The organism is Pseudomonas sp. 32_A (assembly GCF_017490905.1).
Taxonomy (GTDB): domain Bacteria; phylum Pseudomonadota; class Gammaproteobacteria; order Pseudomonadales; family Pseudomonadaceae; genus Aquipseudomonas; species Aquipseudomonas inefficax.
Genome location: NZ_JAFGYI010000407.1, coordinates 1 through 429, shown reverse-complemented (window position 1 = coordinate 429; position 429 = coordinate 1). Strand labels below are relative to the sequence as shown.

The following is a 429-nucleotide window of genomic DNA, read 5'->3' as shown; positions in this document are numbered from 1 at the left end:
CTCGTATTCATAGTCGAACGACGCCGTGCGCGTGCCCGTCGCCTCGATCCGGCCTTCGTTGACGAACACGAGCAACTGGTCCGGCGAGGCGTTGAGCTGCGGCAACGCGGCGACGAGCGCGGCGCGTAGGCTGCTCGGCTTATTCATGGCCGTCCGTCCGCCGCACGCGTGCCTGACACGTCGCGATCATGTCGACTTCGGACGCGCAGCGCGCCCACGCCGCGCGCGCGACGTGCAGCGCGTCGCTGAGTTCACCGTTGGTTCGCGGCGCCATCGCCGGCATCGTGCACGGCGTCACCGCCGCGCATTCGTTGAGCGAAATCGTCGGCGCCGTTGAGGGCGGGGCTTGCGTGCAGGCGCACAACATCGTCAGGCAGAGCGCCAGCAGCCCAAGCGCGCACGGCGGCGTTTTCATCGATCAGTCTCCGC

At 68.8% G+C, this 429-nt stretch carries 2 protein-coding genes; both read right to left on the bottom strand.

The features are described 5' to 3' along the window. Positions 1–147, bottom strand: a 147-nt coding sequence (locus J5M58_RS28600; RefSeq protein ID WP_207880597.1) for a phage tail protein, incomplete at its 3' end; no start/stop codon positions are given. Continuing rightward, positions 140–367 carry an Rz1-like lysis system protein LysC gene (gene lysC, locus J5M58_RS28595; protein WP_368857218.1) on the bottom strand — a complete coding sequence of 76 codons (228 nt, stop codon included), beginning with the start codon at positions 365–367 and terminating at the stop codon, positions 140–142. The genes J5M58_RS28600 and lysC, both read right to left, overlap by 8 nt. Positions 368–429 lie beyond the last annotated feature (62 nt).

What these genes read in the sequence shown, in the direction of transcription:
- lysC (WP_368857218.1), bottom strand. Translation starts at nt 367, where the DNA reads ATGTTGTGCGCCTGCACGCAAGCCCCGCCCTCAACGGCGCCGACGATT.